At 70.2% G+C, this 25,034-nt stretch carries 19 protein-coding genes; 15 read left to right on the top strand and 4 right to left on the bottom strand.

What is annotated here, in order from left to right; genetic code table 11:
* Positions 1–86: 86 nt before the first annotated feature.
* From AC1RTO_RS00365 to AC1RTO_RS00295, 15 genes are all read left to right on the top strand, one after another.
* Positions 87–557 carry a MarR family winged helix-turn-helix transcriptional regulator gene (locus AC1RTO_RS00365; RefSeq protein ID WP_493159000.1) on the top strand — a complete coding sequence of 157 codons (471 nt, stop codon included), beginning with the start codon at positions 87–89 and terminating at the stop codon, positions 555–557.
* A complete protein-coding gene (locus tag AC1RTO_RS00360; RefSeq protein ID WP_493158999.1) occupies positions 554–1,957 on the top strand; it encodes an efflux transporter outer membrane subunit in 1,404 nt (467 codons plus the stop codon). The genes AC1RTO_RS00365 and AC1RTO_RS00360 overlap by 4 nt, the downstream gene beginning before the upstream one ends.
* Positions 1,954–3,120, top strand: coding sequence for an HlyD family secretion protein (locus AC1RTO_RS00355; protein WP_493158998.1), 1,167 nt, complete (start codon positions 1,954–1,956; stop codon positions 3,118–3,120). The genes AC1RTO_RS00360 and AC1RTO_RS00355 overlap by 4 nt, the downstream gene beginning before the upstream one ends.
* A gap of 124 nt (positions 3,121–3,244) precedes the next feature.
* A complete protein-coding gene (locus AC1RTO_RS00350; RefSeq protein WP_493158997.1) occupies positions 3,245–4,777 on the top strand; it encodes a DHA2 family efflux MFS transporter permease subunit in 1,533 nt (510 codons plus the stop codon).
* Between the two features lie 192 nt (positions 4,778–4,969).
* Entirely contained in the window at positions 4,970–5,680 is a 711-nt protein-coding gene (locus tag AC1RTO_RS00345) for a response regulator (RefSeq protein ID WP_493158996.1), read from the top strand.
* Between the two features lie 28 nt (positions 5,681–5,708).
* Positions 5,709–7,019 carry an ATP-binding protein gene (locus AC1RTO_RS00340; protein WP_493158995.1) on the top strand — a complete coding sequence of 437 codons (1,311 nt, stop codon included), beginning with the start codon at positions 5,709–5,711 and terminating at the stop codon, positions 7,017–7,019.
* 149 nt (positions 7,020–7,168) lie between these two features.
* Positions 7,169–8,692 (top strand): SulP family inorganic anion transporter, encoded by a 1,524-nt coding sequence (locus AC1RTO_RS00335; protein ID WP_493158994.1) that lies wholly within the window; start codon positions 7,169–7,171, stop codon positions 8,690–8,692.
* 163 nt (positions 8,693–8,855) lie between these two features.
* Entirely contained in the window at positions 8,856–9,704 is an 849-nt protein-coding gene (locus AC1RTO_RS00330) for a TorF family putative porin (protein ID WP_493158993.1), read from the top strand.
* A gap of 136 nt (positions 9,705–9,840) precedes the next feature.
* Complete coding sequence (locus AC1RTO_RS00325; protein WP_493158992.1) at positions 9,841–10,953, top strand: glycoside hydrolase family 130 protein; 1,113 nt, start codon at positions 9,841–9,843, stop codon at positions 10,951–10,953.
* On the top strand, positions 10,950–12,542 hold the full coding sequence (locus AC1RTO_RS00320) for an alpha-amylase family glycosyl hydrolase (protein WP_493158991.1): 1,593 nt from the start codon (positions 10,950–10,952) through the stop codon (positions 12,540–12,542). Before AC1RTO_RS00325 ends, AC1RTO_RS00320 begins: the two co-directional genes overlap by 4 nt.
* A 9-nt stretch (positions 12,543–12,551) precedes the next feature.
* Complete coding sequence (locus AC1RTO_RS00315; RefSeq protein WP_493158990.1) at positions 12,552–13,559, top strand: glycosyltransferase family 4 protein; 1,008 nt, start codon at positions 12,552–12,554, stop codon at positions 13,557–13,559.
* A gap of 32 nt (positions 13,560–13,591) precedes the next feature.
* Entirely contained in the window at positions 13,592–15,250 is a 1,659-nt protein-coding gene (locus tag AC1RTO_RS00310; RefSeq protein WP_493158989.1) for an MFS transporter, read from the top strand.
* Complete coding sequence (locus tag AC1RTO_RS00305; protein ID WP_493158988.1) at positions 15,247–16,395, top strand: HlyD family secretion protein; 1,149 nt, start codon at positions 15,247–15,249, stop codon at positions 16,393–16,395. Before AC1RTO_RS00310 ends, AC1RTO_RS00305 begins: the two co-directional genes overlap by 4 nt.
* Positions 16,395–18,053 (top strand): efflux transporter outer membrane subunit, encoded by a 1,659-nt coding sequence (locus AC1RTO_RS00300; RefSeq protein WP_493158987.1) that lies wholly within the window; start codon positions 16,395–16,397, stop codon positions 18,051–18,053. Before AC1RTO_RS00305 ends, AC1RTO_RS00300 begins: the two co-directional genes overlap by 1 nt.
* A gap of 107 nt (positions 18,054–18,160) precedes the next feature.
* Positions 18,161–20,251, top strand: a complete 2,091-nt coding sequence (locus AC1RTO_RS00295; protein WP_493158986.1) for an ATP-binding protein — start codon at positions 18,161–18,163, stop codon at positions 20,249–20,251.
* Positions 20,252–20,273: 22 nt separating this feature from the next.
* Here the strand turns inward: AC1RTO_RS00295 and AC1RTO_RS00290 are convergent, their stop codons facing one another.
* Genes AC1RTO_RS00290 through AC1RTO_RS00275 form a run of 4 tightly spaced genes read right to left on the bottom strand, consistent with a single transcriptional unit; the run spans position 20,274 to position 24,924 of the window.
* Entirely contained in the window at positions 20,274–21,110 is an 837-nt protein-coding gene (locus AC1RTO_RS00290; RefSeq protein ID WP_493158985.1) for an HpcH/HpaI aldolase/citrate lyase family protein, read from the bottom strand.
* A 12-nt stretch (positions 21,111–21,122) separates the two neighbouring features.
* Positions 21,123–23,672: a bifunctional lysylphosphatidylglycerol flippase/synthetase MprF gene (mprF, locus tag AC1RTO_RS00285; protein WP_493160293.1), complete on the bottom strand. Its 2,550-nt coding sequence runs from the start codon at positions 23,670–23,672 to the stop codon at positions 21,123–21,125.
* 5 nt (positions 23,673–23,677) lie between these two features.
* Entirely contained in the window at positions 23,678–24,106 is a 429-nt protein-coding gene (locus tag AC1RTO_RS00280) for a DUF2147 domain-containing protein (RefSeq protein ID WP_493158984.1), read from the bottom strand.
* Positions 24,107–24,135: 29 nt separating this feature from the next.
* On the bottom strand, positions 24,136–24,924 hold the full coding sequence (locus AC1RTO_RS00275; protein ID WP_493158983.1) for an AcvB/VirJ family lysyl-phosphatidylglycerol hydrolase: 789 nt from the start codon (positions 24,922–24,924) through the stop codon (positions 24,136–24,138).
* Between the last annotated feature and the right edge of the window lie 110 nt (positions 24,925–25,034).

Here is a 25,034-nt window from a genome sequence, read left to right as displayed (position 1 = left end):
TCCGGCGCCTAAGAAGCCGTTAGCGATGGCTGGCAACATTGCGCAACACTATTGACTGCCTCGGCAACCATTGCCATGGCAACCACATGCCGTTCTACACCGACTCGAACTTCCACCCCGAAAACTCGATCGGCTATCTGATCCGCCGGTCGGAGCAGCTCGGCACGGTCGCGCTCGAACCGGTGTTCGCCGCGTACGACATCACCAAGACGCAGTGGAGCGCGCTCGTCGCACTGCATTTCGATCGCGCCTCGACCTGTGCGGAGATCGCCCGCGACCTCGGCCATGACAAGGGGGCGACGACGCGGGTGGTCGATACGCTGGAGGAGCGCGGCTGGGTGACCCGCACGCGCGAGGACGGCGACCGCCGGATGGTCCGCGTCGCCTTGACGCCGTCGGGCGACGCGATCGCGGCCAGGGTCCGCGACGCGGTCATCGCCATCTGGAACGACTGGCTGCGCGACTGGCCGGCGGAGGACGTCACCGACCTGATCCGCCTGCTCGACCGATTGCGCAACACCCTGCAACAGACCCCGGACGAAGGCGGACCCGCGTGACGATAGCGAAACTTTCCCCATTGGCGGTGCTGCTGCTCAGCGCCTGCGCCGTGCCGCACAGCCCGCCGGCGGTGGCGCCGGTCGTGCCCGCGACGCTCGGCCTAACCGGCCCCGCTGCGCCCGCCATCGCCGACCGATGGTGGACCGGCTTCGGCGATGCGCAGCTCGACCGCCTCGTCGCCGACGCCACCGCGGGCAACCCAACGCTCGCCGCCGCGCTCGCCCGCGTGGCGCAGGCGCAGGCGGTGCTCGCCGGCCGCGACGCCGCCAACGGCCCCGACCTGACGCTCGACGGATCGGCGCAGGTCGCGCGCCTGTCGGGCCGCTACACGATCCCGCCGCCCTTCGCCGGCTCGGTCCGCTTCGTCGGGCAGGCGCAGGCCAACCTCAACTGGAACCTCGACCTGTTCGGCCGCCAGAAGGCCGCGATCGACAGCGCCCGTGCCTCGACGCAGGCGGCGGCGCTCGACCTCGCGGCGGCGCGCCTCGCCATCGCCGGATCGGTCGTCCAGACCTATATCGACCTCGCCCGCGCCGAGGCGGAGGCCGGGATCGCCCGCCGCACCATCACGACGCGACAGGATTCACTGCGGCTGGTCAATATCCGGATCCGCAACCGCCTCGCCAGCAACCTGCAGGCCACCGCCGCGCAGACATTGCTGGCGCAGGCGCAGACCGCGCTGGTCCGGGCCGAGGGCACCCGCGCGCTGGCGACCAACGCGCTCGCCGCGCTCGCCGGGCGCGGTCCCGATTATGCCGCGGCGATCCGCCCCGCCACGCTGAACGTCGACGCCGCGCTGCCGCTCCCCGCGCAGGTGCCCGCCGACCTGCTCGCGCGCCGGCCCGACATCGCCGCCGGCCTCGCCCGCATCGATGCCGCCGCCGCCGGGCGGCAGGTCGCGCGCCGCGCTTTCTATCCCAACGTCAATCTCGCCGCGCTGGCGGGCTTCCAGGCGGTCGGGCTCGGCAATCTGTTCAGCCTCGACGCGGGCACCGCCGGCGCCGGCCCCGCGATCCACCTGCCGCTGTTCGACAACGGCCGGCTAAAGGCGGATCTTGCCGGCGCCACCGCCGCGCTCGACCTCGCCACCGCCGACTACAACGACCGCGTCGTCGGCGCGGTGCGCGAGGCGGCGGACGCGATCGCACTGGTCGGCAACCTCGCGCAGCAGCGCGCGCGCACCGCAGAGGTCGTCCGCGGCTTCGGCGAGACCAACCGGCTCAACGCGATCCGCGTGGCGAGCGGCCTCGATAGCAAGCTCGACCTCGTCGACAACGACGTCCGCCTGCTCGATGCCGAGCTCGCCCAGGCCAATCTTGCCGCCGAAGCGGCCCGCCAGCGCGTCGCGCTGGTGCTGGCGCTCGGCGGCGGCTTCACCCCGCAGGAACCCCGCCGATGACCGATACGCAAGCCCCCGCACCGCAACCGGAAGCGGAAGGCGGCAAGCCGCGCGCCCGCCGCCGCGGCTTCCTGATCCTCGGCCTCGTCGTCGCGATCGGGCTGATCGTCTGGGCGGTCTTCCACTTCCTGCTCGCCAAGCCCGAACAGGAAACGGACGACGCCTATGTCGCCGGCGACGTCGTCGCGATCACCGCGCGCGACCCCGGCCAGATCACCGCGATCCACGCCGACAACACGCAGACGGTAAAGGCCGGCGCCCCGCTGCTCGACCTCGATCCCGCGACCGCGGACGTCGCGCTCGCCTCGGCCGAGGCGGAACTCGCCCGCGCCGTCCGCGCCACCCGCGCCGACATCGGCAAGGTGTCGGAAAGCGGCGCCGCGGTCGTCCAGGCCCGCGCGCAACTCTCCGCCGCGACCGCCGACTATGCCCGCCGCCAGGGTGCCGCGGCACAGGGCGCGATCTCCGGCGAGGAACTCGCCCATGCCGCCGATGCGGTGAAGGTCGCGCGCGCCAATCTCAACCTCGCCCTGAGCCAGCAGACGCAGTCGCGCTCCGCGGTGCAGGGGACGGACACCAGCACCAACCCCGCCGTGCTCGCCGCCGCCGCCGCCTATCGCCGCGCCGCGATCACGCGCAGCCACATGCACATCGTCGCGCCGATCGACGGCGTCGTCGCGCAGCGCACCGTCCAACTCGGCCAGCAGGTCCCACCCGGCACGCCGCTGATGGCGGTCGTCCCGCTCAGCAAGGTGTGGGTCGACGCCAACTTCCGCGAAACCCAGCTCAAGGACCTGCGCATCGGCCAGCCGGCGACGATCACCGCCGACATGTATGGCGACGACGTGGTGTTCCATGGCCGGGTGATCGGCGTCGGCGCCGGCTCGGGCAACGCCTTCGCGTTGCTGCCGCCGCAGAACGCCTCCGGCAACTGGATCAAGATCGTCCAGCGCGTGCCGGTGCGCATCGGCCTCGACCCGCGCGAGCTTGTTCGCAACCCGCTGCGCGTCGGCCTGTCGGTCAATGCGACGGTCGACACCGCCGACCTCGCCGGCCAGCGCCTCGGCCGCGCCGCGACCCAGGCCTATGGCAGCAAGCCAACCGACGGCGGCGACCCCGCGGTCGAGGCCCGCATCCGCCAGATCATCGCCGCCAACCGCTGATGACGTCGCTTCTGTCCTCACCCTTCGCCGGCTACGCCGTCTTCTCCCTCTCCCGGCGGGAGAGGGAGGAAGGCGCGCAGCGCCGGAAGGGTGAGGGCAGCACGCTCCGTTGGGACAAACGCTGATGCCCGCCCAACCCGCCCCCCTCACCGGCGGCAAGCTCGCGCTGATCGCCTTCGCGCTCGCGCTCGGCACGTTCATGATGGTGCTCGACACCACCATCGCCAACGTGTCGCTGACGACGATCGCGGGCAACCTCGGCGTGTCGAGCGACAATTCGACGTGGATCATCACCGCCTTCGCCGTCGCGAACGGCGTCGCGGTGCCGCTGACCGGCTGGCTGATGGGCCGGTTCGGCGTCGTGCGCACCTTCTGCACCGCGGTCGCGCTGTTCACGCTCGCCTCGTTCCTGTGCGGGATCGCGTGGAGCCTGCAATCGCTGATCGTCTTCCGCATCATCCAGGGCGCGGTGTCCGGCCCGATGATGCCGGGCAGTCAGGCGCTGCTGATCTCCGTCTTTCCCGCCGACAAGCGCAGCACCGCCCTGGGCGTCTGGTCGATGACCACGCTGGTCGGCCCGGTGATGGGCCCGATCCTCGGCGGCTATATCAGCGACAATTACCATTGGAGCTGGATCTTCCTGATCAACGTGCCCTTCGGCATCTTCACCGCGCTCGTCTGCTGGCGCGGGCTGAAGACGCGCGAGACGCCGACGCGCAAGCTGCCGATCGACACCGTCGGGCTGGGACTGCTCGTCGTCTGGGTCGGCGCGCTCCAGATCATGCTCGATCTCGGCAAGAACGCCGACTGGTTCAACGACACCACGATCTGCGTCATGGCGGTGGTCGCCGCGATCGGCTTCGTCGCCTGGGTGATCTGGGAACTGACCGACGCCAATCCGGCGGTCGACCTCAGCCTGTTCAAGAGCCGCAACTTCGCGATCGGCAACATCGCCTTTTGCCTCGGCTATGCGGTGTTCTTCGCCAACATCCTGATCCTGCCGCTCTGGCTGCAGACGCAGGTCGGCTATACCGCGACCTGGGCGGGCCTGATCGCCGCGCCGAGCGGCATCGTCGCGGTGTTCCTGTCGCCGCTCGCGGCACGGCTGTCGGGCAAGATCGACGCGCGCATCCTCGCGACGATCGCCTTCCTCGCCTTCGCGACCTCCTATTACATGCGCTCGGGCTATACGACGAGCGCGAGTTCGTGGGACTTCATGCTGCCGCTGCTGGTGCAGGGTGTGGCGATGAGCGTCTTCTTCCTGTCGATGCTGACCATCTCGCTCGACGGCATTCCGCCGCAGCGGCTGCCCTCCGCCACCGGCATCTCCAATTTCGCGCGCATCGTCGCGGGTTCGTTCGCCGCCTCGATCATCACCACCGCCTGGGACCGGCGCGAGGCGCTGCACCAGAGCCACCTGTCGGAGGCGGTCGGCCAAGGCATGCCGCTGCGAATGGCGAGCGAGGCGTTGCAGGGCATGGGCGCGACCTCGACGCAGGCCGCGGCGGCGATCACCCGCCAGATGGTCGGCCAGGCCTATCTGCTCGCCTCCACCGACCTGTTCCGCATCTCGGCATGGGTATGCGCGGCGCTGATCGTGATCGTCTGGTTCACGCGGCGGCCCAAGGGTGGCCACGGTCCGGTCGCGGCGGACTGATGTGGGCAAGGTTCTTCGGGCGGGGTTCTTAGGGCGGAGTTCGGCAGGGGCCGCCTCCCTCGGTCAAAGGAGCGAAGACGACCCCTGCCTTGCCCGATACGACGCCCGACCGGGGCGGGATGTTCCCGCAGCGGCCCTGCCGGCGCGGCGCGTCGGTTGACCCCGCCAGCGTCCTTGCCTACCTCTCGGCCCATGACCGCCCCCACCATCCTCCTGGTAGAGGACGATCCCGCCCTTCGGACCCTGACCACGCGCGCGTTGCAGGAAAACGGCTATCTCGTCCGCCCCGCCTCGGCCGCGCCCGAGATGTGGCTGGCGCTGGAGGCAGGCCCCGTCGACCTCATCCTGCTCGACATCATGCTGCCGGGCACCAGCGGCATCGACCTGTGCCGGACCCTGCGCCAGAAGAGCGAAGTTCCGATCATCTTCATCAGCGCCAAGGGCAGCGAAACCGACCGCGTCGTTGGCCTCGAACTCGGCGCCGACGATTATATCGCCAAGCCGTTCGGCACCCGCGAACTGATCGCCCGCATCCGCGCCGTCCTGCGCCGTGGCTCGCTGGAGCGAAGCCCCGGCGAGCGCGAGGAGGGCGTGCTGACCTTCGACGGCTGGCAGGTCACGCTGCCCCGCCGCGAGCTCACCTCCCCCACCGGCGCGGTCGTCGACCTCACCGGCGCTGAATTCGACCTGCTTGTCAGCCTTGCCGAACATGCCGGCCGCGTCATCGCCCGCGAACGGCTGATCGAACTGTCGCGCACCCGCCTCGGCGACAGCTCGGACCGCAGCATCGACGTGCTCATCAGCCGCCTACGCCGCAAGCTGTCGAGCGCGGGCAAGGACGCGCCGATCATCACCGTCCGCGGCGTCGGCTATATGCTCAACACCGAGGTGACGCGCCGTTGATCGCCGGTCGCGTTCCAGCGGACCCGGCATGAAACGCTTCCTGCGCCCCTCGATCGGCATCATCGGCCAGATCGTCGCCATCCTCCTGCTGACGATGGTCATCGAATTCGGCGTCAGCACCTTGCTCTACGAGCGGGCCAGCCAGTTTGCGGTGCGCGACGACGAGGCGCGCCGCCTCGCCGAACATCTCGTCATCGCCCGCCGCCTGATCGCCGAACAGCCGGTGTCGCGCCGCGACGACATGGCGGAGGACCTCACCACCGAACGCTATGCGCTGCACTGGCAGCAGGACCTGCCCGCACCGCCCCCGATCGCGCCCGCGCTCGACAGCATGCGGCATCAGGTCGTGGAATGGGAACCGTCGCTCGCCGCCACCGACCTGCGGCTGAAGCTCACCTCGCCCGGGCGCAGTTCGGTCGTCACCGGCGGGTTGCAGCTGCCCGACGGCAGCTGGCTCTATTTCCGCACGCTCGAACCGCTCCACAACCTCAACCTCGCCGCCGAACGCATCCTGCTCGCGCTGATCCCTGCGCTCGCGCTGATGATCCTCGGCGGGCTGCTGATCCGCCGCGCGCTGCGGCCGATGCGCCAGCTCGCCGCCGCCGCCGACAGCTTCGGCGATACCGAGCACGATCCCATTTCCGAGGCCGGCCCGCGCGAGGTGCGCCACGTCGTCGCCGCCTTCAATCGCATGGCGGCGCGCATCCAGCGGCTGATCGCTGACCGAACGCAGGCGCTCGCCGCGGTCGGCCACGACCTGCGCACCCCCCTCGCCCGGCTGCGGCTGCGCGCCGACGGCGTCGACGACGCCCCCACCCGCGCCGCGATCCAGCGCGACATTGGCGAGATGGAGGCGATGGTCACCTCGCTGCTCGCGTTCCTCGGCGGCGACAGCGATCCCGAAACGCCGGTGCTGACCGACATCGCCGTGCTTTGCGCCACGCTGATCGACGACGTCGAGGATCGCGACCTGCCCGGCGTCTACGACGGGCCCGCGCATTGCGAGGTCACCGTCCGCCCCGTCGCGCTGAAGCGCGCGCTCGCCAATCTGGTCGAGAATGCGCTCCATTACGCCGGCAACGTCACGATCCGGCTCGACAGCGCGCCCGCGGGCGTCACGATCGGCGTCGAGGACGACGGCGCCGGCATTCCCGAAGACCAGCTGCGCCGCGTACTCGAACCCTTCGTCCGGCTCGACACCGCCCGGCCGCGCGACACGATCGGCTTCGGCCTCGGCCTGCCGATCGTCGCCCGCATCGTCGAATCGGAGGGCGGTGTCCTCACCCTGTCCAATCGCGTCCAGGGCGGCCTGCGCGCCACGATCTTCCTGCCGCGCTAGTTGCCGGGCCCGCTCTTTGCCCAGCCCTGCCGCCGGTTCCGCCGCACAAACATCGGCAACACAATAAAACAATCCCGTCGCGCCGCCGCATCGTACGTCCGGTAGGATCGCAGCCCGATGCGGCTGTCGCCGCTCGCGAAGGCAGCGATATGAACCAGATCCTCAGCGCCCTCAAACTGCCGTCGATGCCCGTCGTCACGCGCGACCTCACCGCATCGATCGTCGTCTTCCTCGTTGCGATGCCGCTGTGCATGGGCATCGCGGTCGCTTCGGGCGTTCCGCCGGAAAAGGGTCTCATCACCGGTATCATCGGCGGCATCGTCGTCGGCCTGCTTGCGGGTTCGCCGTTGCAGGTCAGCGGCCCCGCCGCCGGGCTCGCCGTCGTCGTCTTCGAACTCGTCCGCGACCAGGGCCTGTCCGCGCTCGGCCCGATCCTGATCCTCGCCGGGGTGATCCAGGTCATCGCCGGCATCGCCCGCCTCGGCGGCTGGTTTCGCGCGATCAGCCCTGCGGTCGTCCACGGCATGCTCGCCGGCATCGGCGTCCTGATCGTCGTCGGCCAGTTCCACGTCCTGTTCGACGCCAAGCCGCTCCCCAGCGGTCTCCAGAACCTCGCCGCCGCCCCCGGCCGCCTGCTCGGCCTGTCGGTCGATTCGATCCAGGCCGCGGAGCTTGCCTTCGGCATCGGCATGCTGACGATCATCGCCATGCTCGGCTGGGAAAAGCTGCGCCCGGCGTCGATGAAGCTCGTCCCCGGCGCGCTGGTCGGCGTGCTCACCGGCACCTTCGCCGCGCTGGCGTTCGGCCTCGACGTCGCCCGCGTCAACGTGCCGCAGTCGATCACCGCGGCGATCTCGCTGCCCGGCACCGAGCTGTTCGCCAAGTGGATGGACCCGGCGATCATCACCGCCGCGCTCGCCATCGCCTTCATCGCCAGCGCCGAGACGTTGCTTTCCGCCGCCGCGGTCGACCGCATGCACGACGGCGTGCGCACCAACTACAACAAGGAACTGCGCGCGCAGGGCATCGGCAACCTGCTGTGCGGCCTCGCCGGCGCGCTGCCGATGACCGGCGTCATCGTCCGCTCATCCGCCAACGTGCAGGCGGGCGCGACCACCCGGATGTCGACCGTCTTCCACGGCATCTGGATCCTCGGCTTCGTCGCACTGCTGCCCTGGCTGCTGCGCGAGATCCCGATGGCGGCGCTCGGCGCGATCCTCGTCGTCACCGGCTGGCGCCTCGTCAGCCTCAGCCATGCCCGCCACCTGCTCTCGCATTACGGACCGCTCCCCGCCCTCATCTGGCTGGCGACGCTGGTCACCGTGGTGGCCGAGGACCTGTTGACCGGCGTGCTGGTCGGCATCGGCCTGTCGATGCTCGAACTGGTCCCGCACCTCCGCCGCCTCGGCCTCAACGTGTCCGAGGGCGAATATGCCGGCGCGCATGCGATCAACCTGTCAGGCTCGGCGACCTTCGTGTCGCTGCCCAAGCTGTCCGACACGCTGGAGCGGGCGCCGGCGGGCCAGGCGGTGCGCCTCGACGTCACCAACCTGTCGACAGTCGACCATACCTGCGCCGAGCTCATCAAGGACTGGTTCCAGCGGCGTCGCGCCGCCGGCGATCCGGTCGAGCTGTTCGGGGCGCGTGGCAAGACTGCCGCACTCGCTCACTGATCGTCGATCAGCAATGTTTCGTTACACAAAGGCAAAGGTTTGGCCACAATGCTGCGATAGCGAATAGGCGTTCGGGAATGACTGGCGCCCCTTCACAACCGTGAAGCGAGCGCGCCGGCGGCCCGGACGCAGGAGGGACCCTCCAACCGTTGAAAGGGGTCCCATGAAGTATCTCAGCCTGGCCGCAGCATCGCTCGCAGCCTTGATCGCCGTTCCCGCCGCCGCGCAGGAAACCGCACCACCCAAGCCGGTCACCGTCACCGGCAGCGTCGGCATCGTCTCCGACTATCGCTTCCGTGGCGTGTCGCAGAGCGACAAGCAGCTCGCCGTCCAGGGCGGCCTGACCATCGCGCACGAAAGCGGCCTCTACATCGGTACCTGGGGTTCGAACCTCGCCGGCTGGGGCACCTTCGGCGGCGCCAACATGGAGCTCGACCTGATCGCGGGCTACAAGGTCCCGGTCGGCGGCGGCACGCTCGACGTCGGCGCGACCTGGTACATGTATCCGGGCGGCTTCGACAACACCGACTTCATCGAACCCTATGCCAAGCTGTCCGGCACGCTCGGCCCGGTCGGCCTGACCGCCGGCGTCGCCTATGCGCCCAAGCAGGAAGCGCTCGGCGCATGGTACGCCAACGGCACCGCCGCGGCGAACGGCGTCTACACCAACCCCGGCGACAAGAACGACAACCTCTACGTCTGGGGCGACATCAGCAGCGCGGTGCCGAACACCGGCCTGACGCTGAAGGCGCATTTCGGCTATTCGAAGGGCAATGACGGGCTCGGCCCGTTCGCGACCAGCGTCGCGCCGACCGGCGAATATGCCGACTGGCTGCTCGGTGCCGATTATGCGATCGCCGGCACGCCGCTGACGGTCGGCGTCGCCTATACCGACACCGACATCAGCAAGCGCGAATCGGCCTATCTGCAGCCGAGCTTTAGCAAGGGCCAGGACGGGGTCGGCTCGATCGCCGGCGCCACCGCCGTCTTCTCGCTGACCGCGGCGTTCTGACGCGAACCGCCTCCCCGACACGGGGAGGCGACGGACGGGCTTCCACGACCGCGCTCCGGCGTGGAAGTCCCTTCGTCCTGCCGACGCCGGCCATGGCGCAACGGAACCACGACGCGCCCGCAGCGCTAGGCCCCCTATGCAAGACGCGCTGATCTTCACGCCCGACCACGTCGACCTCGCCCGCTCGCCGCTCCGCCGCGGCATCCCCGAACCGACCTATGTCCTCGGCGCGTTCAATCCCGGTTTCACCCGGCTGCCCAATGGCAACCTCCTGCTGATGGTCCGCATCGCCGAGGCGCTGTCGGAACCGGTCCGCGACGATCATGCGCATGCGATCCGCTGGACCCCCGCGGGCTACGTCCTCGACGCGTGGTCGCTTGACCGCGTCGACATGACCGATCCCCGCCAGTTCGAGCTGAAGGGCAGCCGCCACCGCATCCTCGCGCTCACCTCGCTGTCGTGGCTGCTTCCGGTCGAGCTCGATCCCGCCGGCGAAGCGATCGTCGCGGTCCATTACGACGCCGCGATCGAGCCCGCCGCCGGCTACCAATGCTATGGCGTCGAGGACGCGCGAATCACCCGCATCGGCGACCTCTGGTACATGACCACATGCTCGGTCGGTGCCGAACGCCATTGCACCACGCTCCACACCTCGCGCGACGGCCTGCATTACCGGCTGGAGGGGATCGTCCTCGACCACCAGAACAAGGACATGATCCTGTTCGAAGGGATGGTCGGCGACAGGTTCATGGCGCTCACCCGCCCGCTGGGCGAGGTCTATTTCGCCTATCCGCCCGACAGCCCCTATGTCGGCGGCCCCTCGATCAACTTCGCGGCCAGCCCCGACGCGCTCCACTGGAAACCGCTCGACGCGCCCGGCCTGCGCGCACGCAAGGCGTCGCGCTCTGCGATGAAGATCGGCGGCGGCACCCAGCCGATCCTCACCCCCGACGGCTGGCTGATGATCTATCACGGCGTCGAGGCGCAGGAGAGCGTCGGCATCTACCGCAGCTTCTGGGCCTTGCTCGACCGCGACGATCCCGCGCACATCCTGCGCATCGAGGACGACATGCCACTGCTCGAGGCCAGCCCCGCGCTCACCGCCCCCATCGCCCATCAGATGTATCTGCCGACCCCAGTCGTCTTCTCCACCGGCCTCGTCGACACCGGCGACGACTATCTCGTCGCCAGCGGCGAGGCGGATCTCGCCTGCCGCATGACCCGCCTGTCGAAGGGGCTGTTCGCATGACCGCATGGTGGCAGAGCGGCACGATCTATCAGGTCTATCCGCGCTCGTTCCAGGACAGCGACGGCGACGGTATCGGCGACCTCAGGGGGATCGAGGCGCGGCTCGACCATCTCGTCGCGCTTGGTGTCGATGCGGTGTGGATCTCCCCGATCTTTCCCTCGCCGATGCGTGACTTCGGCTATGACGTCGCGGATTATTGCGACATCGATCCGCGCTTCGGCACGCTTGCCGATTTCGACGCCCTGCTCGCCGCCGCCCACACCCGCGGCCTCAAGCTGCTGCTCGATTTCGTCCCCAACCACAGTTCGACCGATCACCCGTGGTTTCAGGAAAGCCGCGCGTCGCGCGACAACCCCAGGCGCGACTGGTATATCTGGCGCGATCCCGGGCCCGATGGCGGCCCGCCCAACAACTGGATCAGCGACTTCGGCGGGTCGGCATGGGAATATGACGCGACCACCGGCCAATATTACTATCACGCCTTCCTGAAGGAACAGGCCGACCTCAACTGGCGCAACCCGGACCTGCGCGCCGCGATGATGGACGTGCTGCGCTTCTGGTTCGACCGCGGCGTCGACGGCTTCCGCATCGACGTGCTCTGGCACATGGTCAAACACCCCGGCTTCCCCGACAATCCGACCAACCCCGCCTATCAGCCGCACATGGGCGGGATGCACGCCGTGCTCCAGCTGCACTCCACCGACCAGCCCGAGGTCCACGACATCGCCGCGGAGATGCGCGCCATCGCCGATTCCTATCCCGGCGACCGCGTGCTGATCGGCGAGATCTACCTGCCGATCGAGCGGCTGATGCAATATTACGGCCTCGCCGCCCCCGAAGTGCATTTGCCCTTCAATTTCCAGCTGATCGACGCGCCGTGGCACGCGCGCCAGCTCGCCCGCCTGATCGCGGACTATGAGGCCGCATTGCCCCCCGGCGGCTGGCCCAACTGGGTGCTCGGCAACCACGACCGCCCACGCATCGCCACCCGCGTCGGGACAGCGCAGGCGCGCGTCGCCGCGGTCCTGCTCCTCACCCTCCGCGGCACGCCGACGCTCTATTACGGCGACGAGATCGGCCTGACCGACGTCGCCATTCCGGCGGACCGGGTGGAGGACCCGCGCGAATTGCGCGAACCCGGCCTCGGCCTCGGCCGCGATCCCGTCCGCACGCCGATGCCGTGGAACGCCAGCGACCACGCCGGCTTCTCCACCGCCGAACCGTGGCTGCCGCTCAACGCCGATTGGGCCACCCGCAACGTCGCCGCGCACAACGACATGCTGACGCTGCACCACGACCTGCTCGCCCTGCGGCGCAAGCATGCCGCGCTCGCGATCGGCGACTTCCGCCTGATCGAGGCCGAGGGCGACGTCCTCGCCTACGAGCGCCGCCACGACGACGAATGCCTCGTCGTCGCGCTCAATCTGGGCGGCGTAGCGCAGACCGTCCCCCTCCCCCGCGGCGAAACGCTGCTGACCACCCTCCCTAGCTCTCCCCTCAAGGCAGAGGGGCTGCGGCCCACCGGGGCCGATCCCGCGCCGTACATGCTCGCCCCGAACGAGGCTGTCATCCTCCGCGTAACCCGCTAAGCCCGTTCGATGAAAATCGCGATGCTCGCCCCCATTTCGTGGCGCACCCCGCCGCGCCACTATGGCCCGTGGGAGCTCGTCACCAGCCTGCTCACCGAAGCGCTGGTGCGGCGGGGCGTCGACGTCACGCTCTTCGCCACGCAGGACAGCCTGACCGCGGGCACCCTTTCGGCGGTCGTCCCTGCGCCTTATTCCGAAGACCCCAGCGTCGACGCCAAGGTCTGGGAATTCCGCCACCTCGCGCATCTGTTCGAACGCGCGCAGGAATTCGACCTGATCCACAACCAGGCCGACTTCCCCGCCCATGCCTTCGCGCACCTCGTCGACACGCCGATGGTCACCACCATCCACGGTTTCTCGTCCGACCGTATCCTGCCGATGTACCAGCCCTATCAGGACCGCGTGCATTACGTCGCGATCAGCGACGCCGATCGCTCGCCGAAACTGACCTATGCCGCGACGATCCACCACGGCATCGTCCTCGACGAATTTCCCTTCGATGCGGCAGGCAGCGACGACCTGCTGTTCTTCGGCCGCATGCACCCCGACAAGGGCGCCGCCGAAGCCATCACCGTCGCACAGGCCACCGGTCGGGACCTCGCCATGTACGGCATCGTGCAGGATCAGGGCTATTACGAGCGCAGCGTCGTCCCCCATCTGAGCGACCATATCCGCCATCCCGGTGCGGTCGGCGGCGATGAGCGTACCGCCGCGCTCGGCAAGGCCGCCGCACTGCTCCACCTCATCAACTTCGACGAACCCTTCGGCCTGTCGGTGATCGAGGCGATGGCCTGCGGCACGCCCGTGATCGCGATCAACCGCGGGTCGATGCCCGAACTGGTCGAAGACGGCGTCACCGGGTTCCTGGTCGACAGCGTCGAGGAGGCGATCGCAGCGGTCGCGCGCCTGCCGGAGATCGACCGCGCCGCCTGCCGCGCCGCCGTCGCCGCCCGCTTCAGCGTCGAACGCATGGCCGATCGCTATATCGCGCTCTACGAATCGATCTTAGGCGGCTGACCCCGCGCGATATTTGCGCTTATAGGACGGCGATGCTCGCCCGGCTGCGCCGTTTCCTGTCCGAAGAACATTGGGACTTCCTGCCCCACGAGGTCCCGGCGATCCCCGGTTCGCCGGGGTCGGTGGAGCACCGGACGCGCCATCGCATCGCCTATGGCGTGATCGCGGTGCTGCTCGGGCTGACCGGCGGCTTCGGCAACGCACTCATCTCCGCCAACACCTATACGCTGCAGGGCGCGCTGGGCCTCGACCCGGCGGAGATCGCGTGGCTGCCGACGGTCTATGTGATGACCAACGTCAGCATCAACCTGCTGCTCATCAAGTTCCGCGCGCAATATGGCCTCCGGCCCTTCGCGATGATCTTCCTCAGTATCTATGCGGTGCTGACCTTCGGCCATCTGTTCGTCCGCGGCTTCGACACCGCCATCCTCGTCCGCGCCGCCAGCGGCATGGCCGGCGCCGCCGTCACCAGCCTGTGCCTCTATTACATGATGCAGGCGCTGCCGCTCAAATGGCGGCTGAAGGCGGTGGTGGTCGGCATCGGCATCCCGCAATGCGCGACGCCGCTCGCCCGGCTGTTCTCGCCCGACCTGCTCGCCATGTCCCAATGGCGCACGCTCTACCTGTTCGAACTCGGCCTCGCGTTGCTCAGCCTCGCCGCCGTCGCCTTCCTCCGCCTGCCGCCGACGACGCGGTCGAAGGCGTTCGAGCGGCTCGATTTCCTCACCTTCGTCCTGTTCGCCGGCGCGATGGCGCTGTTCGCCGCAGTGCTCGGGCTGGGTCGTATCGTGTGGTGGACCAACGCGCCGTGGATCGGCTGGGCGCTGATCGCCGCGATCCCGATGCTCGGCGCGGCGCTCTATATCGAACATCACCGCGTCAATCCGCTGCTCAACACCCGCTGGCTGGGCAGCGCCGATATCGTCCGCTTCACGATCGTCACGATCATGGCGCGCATCGTCCTGTCCGAACAAACCTACGCCGCGGTCGGCCTGCTCACCATCCTGGGCCAGAACAACGACCAGCTCGTGCTGTTCTTCACGATCATCTTCCTCGCCTCGGTCGCCGGCGTCATCCTCAGCGCGGTGACGCTCGACGTCACCCGGCTGGCGCATCCGATCATGCTCGCCATCGGCCTCGTCGCCATCGCCGCCTTCATCGACAGCCACGCCACCAGCCTCACGCGCGCGCCGCAGATGTACGTGACGCAGGCGCTGATCGCCTTCGCCGCCACCTATTTCCTCGGCCCCGCGCTCCTGTTCGGCATGACTCGTGCGCTGCAGAAGGGCTCGGGCCATATCATCAGCTTCATTGCCCTGTTCGGCATGATAAACTCGATCGGCGGCCTCGCCGGCACCGCGTTGCTCGGCAGCTATCAGGTGATCCGGGAGAAGGCGAACAGCGCCGCTCTGGTGCAGGGCATCGACCCGACCGACCCGATCGTCGCGCAGCGGCTGGCGGCGGGCGGCGCTTCGGTGTCGCGCGTCGTCGGCGACCCCGCATTGCGCAGCGCGGAGGGCGGCGCCATCCTGTTGCAGACCGCGACGCGGGAGGCGAACGTGCTCGCCTATGACGACGTCTTCCGCCTGATCGCGGTGCTCGCCGCGCTGACCTTCTGTTACCTCCTCTTCCTCATGATCCGCCGCGCGCGCCGGGAACGACGCGCCGCCCTCGCCGGGACCCAAGCATGACCGATACCCGCAGCCCCGTCGATCCCGTCCCCGCCACCGAGGAAGCGCAGGCCGCGGCCACCCCGCCGAGCGCCCCGGCCGGCTCCGGCTGGCGCCCGCAGCCGCCCAGCCGCACCGCCCTGTTCGTCATCGTCGCGCTCGCGGTCGGCGGCGTGCTCGCGGTGCTCGCGGCGTGGCGCCTGCCGCCCTTCGCCAACGCCTATCAGTCGACCGACAACGCCTATGTCCGCGGCCGCACCACGGTGATCGCGCCGCAGGTGTCGGGCTATGTCACGCAGGTCTATGTCCGCGACTTTATGGACGTGAAGGCGGGGCAGCCGCTCGTCCAGATCGACGACCGCATCTACCGCCAGCGCGTCGATCAGGCGAGCGCACAGGTCAACGCGCAGGAGGCCACGCTCGCCAACGCCCTGCAATCCGAACGCAGCCGCACCGCCAGTCTCGCCGCGCAGACTGCCGCCGTCGCCAATGCGCAGGCGCAGTTGATGCGCGCGCAGGCGGACATGAACCGCGTCAACGACCTCGTCACCGACGGCTCGGTCAGCTTGCGCGAGCGCGACCAGACGCTCGCGGCGCTGCGACAGGCGCAGGCCGCGGTCCAGCAGGCCAATGCCGCCCGCCAGATCGCGCAGCAGGACATCCGCACCGTCCAGGTCGGCCGCGGCGGCCAGCGCGCCGGCGTCTCCGGCGCCGAGGCGACCCGCCGCCTCGCGCAGATCGATCTCGCAAACACCGTCATCCGCGCGCCCGAAAGCGGCCGGCTGAGCGAGGTCGGCGTCCGCGTCGGCCAATATGTCACCGCGGGCTCGCAACTGATGTTCCTCGTGCCCCCCGAAACCTGGGTGATCGCCAATTTCAAGGAAGCGCAGACCGCGCGCATGACCGTCGGCCAGCCCGCCAGCTTCACTGTCGACGGCCTCGCCAACGCCCGCCTCTCCGGCCATATCGAACGCATCTCGCCCGCCGCCGGATCGGAATTCGCGGTGCTCAAGGCCGACAATGCGACGGGCAATTTCACCAAGGTCCCCCAGCGCATCGCCGTCCGCATCCGCATCGATCCCGGCCAGCCCCTCCGCAACCGCCTCCGCCCCGGCATGTCGGTGCAGGCCCGCATCGACACCACCAACGGCCCGGTGGTGCAGTGATGATCGCGGAGATGCAGAGACACCGGGACGATCCGCGCCCGGCGGCGCAGCCGCCGCTGGGCGAGACTGCTTGTGACGACAGTGCCCCACCGGCCGCAAATGCGACGCCTCCGCGTGTCCGCGTCTCCGCGCGAACCCATATCGCCCTGTCCCCGCGGCACGCGAAGACGCGAAGACGCGAAGATGTCGGGCCGTTGGCGACGGCATCGCGTTCCATCCGGGTCGCCGATGGACGGACCACGGCCGCATCCGGCGCAACCGCGTCGCGCCTTCGCGGCTTCGCGTGCACGACCCTGCTTTGCCTCACCCTCGCCGCCTGCATCGGCCCCCGCCCGCACGCCCCCGCCGCCAGCGCCGTCGTCGCGCCGCCCGCCTGGCGCACCGCGCTCGGCGACGGTCAGCCGATCCGCGCCGATTGGTGGAATGCGTTCGGCGATCCCGTCCTCACCCGCCTGATCGAGCGAGCGCTCGCCGACAACGTCGACCTCGCCGCCGCCGCCGCGCGGATCGACGAGGCGCGCTCCACCGCCCGCCTCGCCGCCGCGCAGCGCACGGCGACGCTCGGCGGCTCGCTGCCCGGCACCACCGGCCAGACCGTCAGCCCGTTGGGCACGCCCAGCGACGCGATCGGCGCGCAGCCGGCGATCACGGCCAGCTACGACCTCGACCTGTTCGGCCGGCTGCGGCAGGCCTCCCGCGCGGCGCAGGCGCAATTGCTCGCAAGCGAGGGCGCGCGCGACACCGTCCGGCTCGCCATCGCCAGCGGCGTCGCCACCGGCTACGTCACCCTGCGCGCGCTCGACCAGCGGCTCGCCGTCGCGCAACAGACGCTCGCCGCGCGGACCGAGGCGCTGCGCATCGCCCGCCGCCGCGCGGAGGCCGGCTACACCTCGAACCTCGAACTGCGGCAGGCGGAAGCGGAATATCGCGCCACCCAACAACTTGTCCCTGCCGCGCAGCTCGCGATCAGCCGGCAGGAGAATGCGCTCGGCCTGCTGCTCGGCGCCAGCCCCGGCCCGATCCCGCGCGGCGTCCCGCTCGACCGGCTGGTCGCGCCCGCGATTCCCGATGGCCTGCCCGCCGACCTGCTCCGGCGCCGGCCAGATCTGTTCCAAGCGGAACAGACACTGGTCGCCGCCGACCGCACGCTCGACAGCGCGCGCGCGGCGATGCTGCCCAATCTCGCGCTCACCGGATCCGCCGGCGTCGTCCTGTCGACCGCGCTCGCCAACCCGATCGGCGTCTTCTCGATCGGCGCCAGCATCCTCTCGCCGATCTTCGACGGCGGCCGTTTGCGCGCGCAGAGCGACATCGCCACCGCCCGCCGGGATCAGGCCGCCTTCGCCTATCGCCGCACCGCGCTCGTCGCCTTCCAGGAGGTCGACAACGCCCTCGCCGGCGTCCAGCGTTCGGCCGAACAGGCGACCGCGCTGGGGCTGCAGGTCGACGCCCTCGCCGGCGCGCTGCGCAATGCCAGCAACCGATATCGCGCCGGCTATACCTCGTACATCGAACAGCTCGATGCCCAGCGCGGCCTGCTCACCGCCGAACTCGCGCTGGTGCAGGCGCGCGCCGACCGCGCCACCGCCTATGTCGCGCTCTATCAGGCGATGGGCGGCGGCTGGAACCGCGAGGCGATCGCCGCGACCGGTCGCTGAGGCACCGCTCGGTTCGTCGGAAACGCAGGATCGCTCCGCCTTGCAGAACGTTGGCGGCCCAGAACAGGAGAAGTCGGTGACGACTGACGAGAGACGATACGCCGCCGATGGCCGATGAAGACCTGAAGACCTCCGGCGCGATCAGCGTCGGCCGCTGGGACTGGGACGTGGTGGCGGATCGCGTCACCGCCGATGACGCCTTCGCGCGCCTCTATGGCGTCGACCCCGACGACGCGCGCGACGGCGCACCGATCGACCGCTTCTTCGCGGCGATGCATCCCGACGACGCGACGCGCGTGCAGGCGGAGATCGCCGCGGCGCTGGCCAGCGGCGAACCGTATGAGAGCGACTATCGCCTGCGCCAGCCCGATGGTCGCGCCCGCTGGGTCGCGGCGCGGGGCCGCGCGACGCTCGACGCCGACGGCCGCGCGATCCGCTTTCCCGGCGTCAGCTTCGACATCGACACGCGAAAATCGGCGGAGCTGCGGCTGCAGGCGCTCGTCCAGCTCAACGATGCGCTGCGTAGCGCCGGCGATCCCGCCGACCTCGCCTATGCCGCGGTCGAGATTCTCGGCCGGATGCTCGACGTCAGCCGCTGCGGCTATGGCACGATCGACCGCGAGGCGGAGACGATCGTCACCGAACGTCCGTGGTGCGCGCCGGGGATCGATCCGCTGCCCGCGATCCTCCACTTCCGCGACTATGGCTCCTATATCGAGGATCTGAAGCGCGGCGACACGGTTGCGATCGACAACGCCTATGACGATCCCCGCACCCGCGACACTGCGGAGGGGCTGAAGGGTCTCGCCGCCCTGTCGTTCATCAACATGCCGGTCACCGAACAGGGCGGCTTCGTCGCCTTGCTCTACCTCAACAACGCCGTCCCCCGGCCGTGGCTGGCCGAAGAGATCGCCTTCGTCCGCGACATCGCCGAACGCGTCCGCGACGCCGTCGAGCGCCGCCGCGTCGAACAGGAACTCGCCGCGCTCACCGCCAGCCTCGAACAGCAGGTCGAGGCGCGCACGCACGAACTGATGGTCGCCGAGGCGCATCTGCGGCAGGCGCAGAAGATGGAGGCGGTCGGCCAGCTCACCGGCGGCCTTGCGCATGATTTCAACAATATGCTCACCGGCATCTCGGGCGCGATCGAGATGATGCAGGTGCGCATCCGCCAGGGCCGAATCGGTGAGCTCGAACGCTATTCCACCGCCGCGCTCGGTGCCGCCCGCCGCGCCGCGGCACTCACTCATCGGCTGCTCGCCTTCTCCCGCCGCCAGACGCTCGATCCCAAGGCAACCGACATCAACCGCCTGATCGACGGGCTGCGCGACCTGATCCAGCGTACCGTCGGCCCCGGCGTCGAGATCGAGGTGGTCGGCGCCGGCGGGCTGTGGCCGGCGATGGTCGATCCCAACCAGCTCGAGAATGCGCTGCTCAACCTGTGCATCAACGCGCGCGACGCGATGCCCGACGGCGGCCGCATCACGATCGAGACTGCCAACCGCTGGCTCGACCAGCGCGCCGCGCGCGACCGCGATCTCGAACCCGGCCAGTATCTGTCGCTCTGCGTCACCGACACCGGCACCGGCATGACGCCGGAGGTGCAGGCGCGCGCCTTCGACCCCTTCTACACCACCAAGCCGATGGGCGAGGGCACGGGGCTTGGCCTGTCGATGATCTACGGCTTCGCGCGCCAGTCGGGCGGGCAGGTGCGCATCTATTCGGAACTCGGCCAGGGCACGACGATGTGCATCTACCTGCCCCGCCATTATGGCGATGCGGAGGAGGATGGCGCCCCCGTCGGTGCCGTCCTGCCCGTCGCGGCGGAAGGCCGTCATTCGGTGATGGTCGTCGACGACGAACCGACGATCCGCATGCTGGTGGTCGAGATTCTCGAGGAGATGGGCCATACCGTGCTGGAGGCTGGCGATGGCGCCGCGGCGATGCGGGTGCTCGCCACCGGCGCGCAGGTCGACCTGCTCATCACCGACGTCGGCCTGCCCGGCCAGATGAACGGCCGGCAGGTCGCCGACGCCGCCATGGCATTGCTGCCGCAACTCAAGGTGCTGTTCATCACCGGCTATGCGGAAAACGCCGTGATCGGCAACGGCCCGCTCGCCCCCAACATGGCGCTGGTCACCAAACCCTTCGCCATGGACGTCATCGCCGATCGCGTCCGCGCCATTCTGGAAGGTTAGGATCCTCTCGGCGGAGAGGATCTCAATAGGCCAGCAATCGCTCCGCCTCGGCGAGGTGGAGCCGCTCGACCATCGCGCCGTCCAGCCGGATCGCGCCCCTGCCCGCCGCCTCGGGCGCGGCGAAAGCCGCCACCACGCCCCGCGCCCACGCCAGTTCCTCATCCGACGGCCCGAACGCCGCATTGGCGGCCGCGATCTGCCCCGGATGGATCAGCGTCTTGCCGTCGAAGCCCAGCATCGCCCCCTGCGCGCATTCCGCCGCCAGCCGGGTGTAGTCGCCGATCGCGTTGCACACCCCATCCAGCACCACCAGCCCCGCCGACCGCGCCGCGATCACCATCTGCGCCAGCGCCGGCACCAGCGGCGCGCGGTCCGCGCCGGGCCGGCAGCGCATCTCCTTGGCGAGGTCGTTGGTCCCCGCGATCAGCAGCTCCAGCCCCGCCCCCGCCGCGACGATCTCCGCCAGCCGCAGGATCGCCCCGCACGTCTCGATCATCGCCCACAGCGGCGGCCCGTCCGCGCCCAGCAGGGCTCGCACCGCGATCAGATCCGCCGCGGACGCCACCTTGGGCACCACCACCGCCGCGACGCCGGGCGCGCCCGCCACCGCCGCCGCATCCGCCGCGCCCCATGACGTATCGAGCGCGTTGATCCGCACCGCACAGGCCCGCGCCCCGAATCCCTCGGCCGCCGCCGCCAGCGCCGCCGCCCGCGCGGCGTCCTTCGCCTCGGGCGCGACCGCATCCTCGAGGTCGAGGATCACCGCATCGCACGGCAGGTCCCGCGCCTTGGCCATCGCGCGCGGGTTGGAGGCGGGCATGAACAGCACGCTGCGGCGGCGGAGGATCTGCTGGGTCATGCGCCCGTCCTATCAGGCGCTCACCAGCCGGGCGAGATCGATCAGCGTCCGCGGCATCGCCGCGCCCGGCGACGTCGCGATATAGCGCGACACCCAGTCCGGCCCGTATTTCGCCTTGAACGCGCGCAGCCCGGCAAAGCCGTACAATCGTTCGCCATTGGCGTACATCGCATGGCCCAGCCGCGCCCACAGCGGCGCCAGCCGCCCGCTCGGCATCCCCGACAGCGGCGCCATCCCCAGGTTGAACCGGTCGTAGCCGCCCTCGCGCGCCCATTCGATCAGCCGCACCATCATCATCTCCATCGTGCCATAGGGTGCATCGGGGCGGTGGCGCATCAGGTCGACCGACGCCTCCTCGCCATCGCCCGACACCCAGATGTTGGCGAAGGCGACGATCCGCCCCTCCACCCGCACCAGCGCGATCGGCGAGCGCGCCAGATAGTCCGGATCGAACGCCCCCAGGCTGAACCGTTTCTCGCGCCCCGCCTTGTCCGCCAGCCACGCCGCCGACACCGCGGCCAGTTCGGGGATCAGCCCCGGCACCACGCCCGCCGGCTCGACCGAGAAGACCGCTCCCGCCGCCTCGGTCCGCCGCACCGCATGGCGCAGCGACTTGCCGCGCGGCCCCGCCATCGAGAAGGTCGCGGTCGCGACATGCGCCTCCTCACCATATTTGATCGCGTGCAACCCCATCTCGACGAACAGCGGCAGCATCCGCTCGCTTGCCTGATAGAAGCACAACCGCCCCGAACGCGCATCGCAGGCGCGGCGGATGCTCCACACCAGTTCGCTCCACGCCGCGGCCGGGCCGACCGGATCGCCCATTACCACCCAGCTGCGCCCCTGCACCCGGTACATCAGGAACGCATCGCCCGCCGCCGACACGACGAAGCTCTTGTCCCCGGTCCACGCCAGTGCGGCGTCGCTGCGCGGGGCATGCGCCCGCGCCGCCGCGATCACCGCCTCGGGCGGCAGCGCATCGGGCAGTGACCGCGTCGCGCTCGCGGTCAGCAACTGCCACGCCGACGCCGCGGTCAGCAGCACCCCGGCAGCGAAGCTCGCGCGCAGGAATCGCGGCGCATTGGCGTCGAACGCGAACCGCCACCACAATTCGTCGCTATAGGGCGTGCGCTTATAGGCGAAGAATCCCGCCCAGATGCTCAGTCCCAGCGCCGCCGCCGACGCGACCAGCCATGGCCAATGCGGCCGGTCGGTCAGGATGCCGCCCTCGCGATAGAAGCTCGCCCGGCAATATTGCAGCACGCCCGCGACGATCAGCTGCAACGCCGCCTCTTCGTAATCCAGCCCCTTGGTCAGCGAGAAGATCGCCCCGCCGATCAGCAGGATCCGCGCCGCCGCCCAGCCCGATCGCAGCCGCGCGGTCAGCGCCGGCGCGACCAGCAGCATCGCGGTGCCGATCAGGCTGCCCGCCATGTGCGATCCCTCGATGAACGGCAGCGGCACGAGGTCCTGCAGGTCGGCGAGCCGCCCCTTCACCCCCGGCAACGCGCCGGACACCAGCAGTACGAAGCCGGCGACGAACACCAGCACGGTGACCGCGCTCGGCGCCAGCAACTGCCCGGCGCGGTCGACATAGGACAGGCCGCGCCGGATCGGATGGCGCAGCCGCCATCCCTCCGCCGCCGCGATCCCGATCGCCGCGACCAGCAGCGGCAGCAGATAATAGATCAGCCGGTACAGCAGCAGTCCCGCGAACAGCGCGGGCCGGTCGCCCGGCACCGTCGCCAGCACCATCGTCTCGAACACGCCGAGGCCGCCCGGCACGTGCAGCAGCAGCGCGACCACCACCGCCACCGCATAAGCGACGACGAACGCCGGAAACGCCGCGACCGCCGCGTGCGGGGTCAGCACGAACAGCGCCGCCGACGCCACGGTCAGGTCGGCGAGCGACAGCCCGCCCAGCGCCGCCATCTGCCCGAGGCGCGGCAGGGCGATGCGCAACCGCCCCCACCCCAGCGTGTCGCGCCCGCTCGCCCGCACGATCGGCAGCACCGCCAGCGCCGCGACCAGCACCGCCCCCAGCGCCCGCGCGCCGGTCGCGCCCAACGTCACCGGCCCCAGCACGATGCCGTCGCTCACGATCAGGCCGATCCCGCCCGCACCCGCCACGCCCGCCCAGAATGCCAGCGCGCAGATCGCCGCGACCTGCGCGATCTCGCCGAACGCGAGTCCCGCCGCGCCGTACAGCCGCAACCGTGCCGACCCGCCGGTAATCAGCGACAGGCCCAGATTGTGGCTCAACGTGTAACTGATGAACGATCCCGCCGCCGCGATCCGCCACGGCAACGGCCGCCCGACGCTGCGCAGCGCGACCCAGTCGAGCCCGGTCAGCAACAGGTAACTGACCGCGGTCAGCGCCAGCGCCGCGGCGATCCGCACATCCGCCACCGCATGCAGCGCGGTGCGCACGTCGCTCAGATGCACCGCGCGCAGCACCAGCCGCAACGCTTCGAACCCGATTGCCGCGACGACCAGCACCGCCGCGACCGTCAGGCTGCGGCGGTGCCGGGTCGCCAGCGCGATCACCGCATCCAGGCGCATCGTCGTCACGCCACCCGGTGCCAGACCTGCGATTTGCACAGGAAGCCGCCGACCAGACAGCCCGAGATGCTCAGCGTCCCCGCCGATGTCTGGCGGATGCGCGAGGAAAAGCTGCGCCCCAGGTCGGGGACATAGACGCGCCCCGCCCAGCTGCCGCGCCCCTCGGGACGATAGCCCTGCAGCAATTGCGTGCCCACCAGCGCGGCAACCCCGGCGTCGCGCGCATCCGCCTGCGCCTGCGCGCTCGCCCAGACGATCTGCCCGCACAGTGATCCGTCGGCGCACGGGCCGGTCTGCACCGCCAGCGTCCCCTTGGGATTGCTCCACCGGCCGATCACCGCATCCGGCCGCTGCGCCGCCCCCGCGGGCGTGCCCGCCGCCAACGCCAGCGCCATCACCGTCGCCGCGCCGATCGCGACCATCGTCCTTAGCATCACCCTCTCCCCAATGTCCGACCCATGTCCTATCGCGCCGCGAACGCCGCCGGTTCGGCCCGCCGCATCGCCGCCAGGATATGGCCGAACAGGCCCGCATGATCCTCGTTTAGGAAATGGCCGCCCGGCATGGCGATCGCGTACAGATTGCGCAGGCGCACGTGCGGACACACGCTGTCCCGCTCCGCGACGCCGTAGATGCACGTCACCGGCGTCCAGGTCAGCCGCGCCAGCGTCGCGGCGCCGCGGCTGTCCGGCGTCCCGCGATAGGCGAGGCCGGTCGGGTCGGCGCGGAAGAATACCGACGTCCCCGGCACCACCAGCACCACCCCGGCGACGTGCGCACGCAGATCGGCGGGCAATGCCGCCAGCCCGGTCTGCACGATATCGGCGCCATAGCTCTGCCCGATCAGCACCAGCCGGTCCGCCTGCGACGCCGCCAGCGCACGCCGCACCCCGTCCGCGACGATCGCATCGATCTCCGCTCGCGTCCGGCGGGTGCGAAACGCGGTCGGCGCGTTGATCCCGATCACGGTGATGCCGTGCGCCGCCAGCGCCTGCGTCGTAGAGGGGGCGGGGCCGAAGCGCAGCCCCATGTCACCCGACACATACAGCACGCCGACCGGCCGCTTCGCGCCCTGCGCGGCGAACAGCCGCACGGGATCGCGATCGAAAAACCCCGCGATCGTCGCCACGCCGACCAGTGCGGCCAGCCCGATCGAAACGATCGCGCCGATCCACGCGCGCCGGCGGCGCCATATCCCGGGTGCATTCAGGCCCATCCCGCCGCCATGCGCCCGCGCCGCTGTCCCGGGCATGGCGGCGACATGAACTTTTCTTCACCCGCCGCGCACGCCTGGCTCTGCGCGGGGCATTCGCGGTTGCGCCGCGCGCCGCTTGCGGCATGATACCGCTATCGACCCCGATC

The organism is Sphingomonas sp. GW821-FHT10F09, from assembly GCF_058809195.1.
The sequence above is the reverse complement of the archived record's forward strand: the minus strand, read 5'-3'. Positions and strand labels throughout refer to the sequence as shown.